The organism is Polymorphobacter sp. (assembly GCF_051860865.1).
Lineage (GTDB): Bacteria > Pseudomonadota > Alphaproteobacteria > Sphingomonadales > Sphingomonadaceae > Sandarakinorhabdus.
Genome location: NZ_JBIMKZ010000136.1, coordinates 1 through 3188, shown reverse-complemented (window position 1 = coordinate 3188; position 3188 = coordinate 1). Strand labels below are relative to the sequence as shown.

Annotated in this window: 5 protein-coding genes; all 5 read right to left on the bottom strand. The window is 67.8% G+C overall.

The window, feature by feature from the left end; all coding sequences use genetic code 11:
* Positions 1-58 precede the first annotated feature (58 nt).
* Positions 59-979, bottom strand: coding sequence for an SDR family oxidoreductase (locus ACTIFJ_RS15210; protein ID WP_439534959.1), 921 nt, complete (start codon positions 977-979; stop codon positions 59-61).
* Position 980: 1 nt separating this feature from the next.
* Positions 981-1328 (bottom strand): Rieske (2Fe-2S) protein, encoded by a 348-nt coding sequence (locus ACTIFJ_RS15205; protein ID WP_439534958.1) that lies wholly within the window; start codon positions 1326-1328, stop codon positions 981-983.
* Positions 1328-2131 carry a sugar phosphate isomerase/epimerase family protein gene (locus ACTIFJ_RS15200; protein ID WP_439534957.1) on the bottom strand — a complete coding sequence of 268 codons (804 nt, stop codon included), beginning with the start codon at positions 2129-2131 and terminating at the stop codon, positions 1328-1330. Before ACTIFJ_RS15200 ends, ACTIFJ_RS15205 begins: the two co-directional genes overlap by 1 nt.
* Before the next feature lie 71 nt (positions 2132-2202).
* Positions 2203-2871, bottom strand: coding sequence for a class I SAM-dependent methyltransferase (locus tag ACTIFJ_RS15195; protein WP_439534956.1), 669 nt, complete (start codon positions 2869-2871; stop codon positions 2203-2205).
* A 127-nt stretch (positions 2872-2998) separates the two neighbouring features.
* Positions 2999-3188, bottom strand: a 190-nt coding sequence (locus ACTIFJ_RS15190; RefSeq protein ID WP_439534955.1) for a hypothetical protein, incomplete at its 5' end; no start/stop codon positions are given.

Here is a 3188-nt window from a genome sequence, read left to right as displayed (position 1 = left end):
GTCTGGGGCCTGCGGCCCCAGCCGCCGGAGGCACTTCCTTTACCGCCCGGCCCATGGCCTAGCTCCCCGGCGACCCCCGCGACCAGTCCTGCCGCTCCGCCCATTCGCGCATTGTCTCGAAGCGGATCGGCAGCCGCCGCTGGACATGGTCGAAGTCCACTTCGAACGGCCGCGTCGGCGCCTCGTTGTTATAGATGTAGAAGTCCCGGATATAGTCGGCGAAAGCCTGCTTCTCGGCTGGCTCCACGGCGGCGGCCAGGCCATCGGCGAGCAGTTGACCGAACTGTTCGGGGGTGGCCGGATCGTAGCGGATCTCGCGTGCCGTCACGTCACTGAGAATGGCGCAGACCTGCTGGGGACTCAGCCGCTCCGGCCCGCCGATGTTCATCCAGGCGCCTTCAAAATCGGGCCGGTCGAGCGCGTGCACCATCACCTTGCCGACATCGTCGAGGCTGATCCAGTTGGCGCGCATCGTCGGATAATGCGGGTAATGGAAGCGGTCCTCGTCGACGATGTAGCGCTTGGCCCAGCTGGTCTGCAGATTGTCCATGAACAGCACGCTGCCGAACACGGTCGCCGGCACCCCGGTCCGCAGCAGCGCGTTGATCATTACCGTATTATTACGGTAGCTGAACGGATCGCCAAGACGCTCGGGGATCCAGGTGGCGGTGTTGTAGACAAGGCGTTTAATGCCGACCGAGAGGGCGGCCCGGCCGATCGCTGCCAGCAACACCGGCCCCTGCGCCCGCAGCGGCACCGAGAGATTGACCAGCAGATAGTCGCTGCCCTCGATCGCCGGCGCCAGCGTCGCCTGGTCGAGCAGGTCGGCCGAGCGGAACTCCGCGTCGGGAAATTCGGCCGCCTGTGCCGCCGACCGGCTGCGCGAAATGCCCCGGAGCCGATGGCCGGCGGCCTGCGCCTGCCGCATCTGCGCCCGGCCCTGGACGCCATTGGCGCCGATGACGGAAACCAGCGCCATCTCAGAAGCCCGGCAGCGGCAGATCGTCGGCGGATGGCGCCTCGTCGGGCACCTCCACCCAGATCAGGCCGTCATCCTCGCCCGTCGGGAAGGTGCGCAGCGGCCGATAAGCGCCGCCGACGCAACTGCCATCGGCAAGGCTGAACAGCGCGCCGTGCAGCGGGCACTGGATATTGCCGCGCCGCACCCGGCCGCCGGAAAGCGCCGCCGCCGCATGGCTGCACCGATCGAGGATGGCCCGATGGCCTTCCGCCAGCCTTGCGACCAGCACCGGCCAGCCCGCCGCCGACACCGGCTGGCTGGCGTTCACGGCCAGATGATCGACAGCAAACAGGGTCACGCGCGGCATCAAGGCCCCTCCGTCCGGGCAAGAAAATCACTGGTGGCCCGGAACACCGCCCGGGCGCGGTCGACGGGATCGGGAAACGCCTCGCGCAGCGCCCGAGACCGCAGCTCGACGCTGAGCGGGATCGCTTGCGGCAGCGCCGCCAGCAACGCCGCTAGCGGCAACACCCCGTCGCCGGGCATCAGCCGGTCGTCCCGCGCCTCCCGGAGCAGCGCGACATGGTCGTCCCGGGCAATGCTGGCGCGCGGCGCATCGCAGAACTGGGCATAGCGCAACCACGCCGGCGGCAGCCCCGCAACCTCGGCCGGGCTATGGCCGGCCCGGTCGAGATGCAGCGGATCGATCAGCAGCGAGGCCGCCGGCGAGGCTGTCGCGGCCACGATGGCGCGGGCCGCATCGAGCGTCGGCACCGCCGAAAACAGCATGAATTCCAGAGCGATACTGACGCCATGCGCCTCGCCGATCTCGCACAGCCGGGCGAAGCTTTCGGCCAGCGCCCCTGCCTCGCCCTCGGTGCCGACGACAAGGATATTGCGGGCGCCCAGTTCGGCGGCAATCTCGATCATCCGCCGATGCGCATCGGGCGTCGCGCCGGGCTTCATCCGGATCACCTCGGCATCGATGGCGGTCAGGCCGGTATCGGCTAGCGCCGAGCGAACCCCCTGCACCGTCGCCGCGGTCCAGCGATCGGGCTCGATCCACAGCCCGACCGACCTGAAGCCAGCCTCGGCCGCCGCCCGCACCGCCGTCTCGGCATCAAAGTCGACGAGCACGCCCGAAGCGAGCCCGATCGGATTGGAGAACATCAACCGCAGCCTTTGGTATAACTCGTTCTACAATTCCTAGCGGCTGCGACGCGCGAGATAAAGCCTGTTGATCAGAACTGCCAGTCTACCCGCCCCTGCGGGGAGCCCGAGACCTGGCCCATCATGATATATTGCTTGGCGAAATAATGGCTGAACAGCCCGAAGGTCAGCGCATTGGCCAGCTTCGTCCGGCCGCCGGACAGGCCATTGACCACGCCCTTGCCGACCACCAGCCCGGCCGCGTTCATCAGCGCCACGGCCGAGTCCTCGGTGAAGAACCGCAGATGCGTCCGGTCGAGGATGCCGGCATCCTGATACTCGAACCGCCGCCGCAGCAGCAGGTCGGACAGGATCGAGACATGCCCGACATTGGGCACCGACACGATGACCCGGCCCCCGGGATTCAGGCGGGACACCAGCGATGTCAGCACCGCCGCCGGATCAGTCAGATGTTCGAGAATATCGAGCGCCAGGATCAGGTCGAACCGCCCGAGGTCCGGCAGCGGCGCCTCCAGATTCTGGATGATCGCCGTGTCGGCGTTCCGGTCCAGCACGTCCCGGATCGGCTCATAGCCGTCGACGCCCACCGTCTCGGTGCCCGGCCAGCGATCCTTCAGCCACGCCAGCGTCGCCCCCGACGAGCAGCCGACCTCGAGCACGCGCCCCGGCGCCTCGGGCAGCAGCGGCGCTATCTCCCGCCGGCTGTGTTCAAAATAATCGAGTTCGGTCACCGGCGGCATGGACATCCCCTTGTGCCTTGCTCCTACCAGAGTTGGCCGGCGGTTCCAGCCGGATGCGCACGGACAGGACACAAAAAAGCCGGGCCATGCGATCTGCATGGCCCGGCCCTTTGCCGTCAGGTGCGGCTCAGAAGCGGAACGTACCTTCCACGCCGATCGTCCGCAGCGGGCCGGGTGCCACGAACGCCCCGCCGAACTCCGGCGCGACGATGACTTCGGCCAGATAGCGCTTCTTGGTGACGTTGTTGGCAAAGGCGACCAGCGACCAATTGTCGGTCTTGATGCCGGCCCGCAGGTTCAGCACGCCGAACGCATCA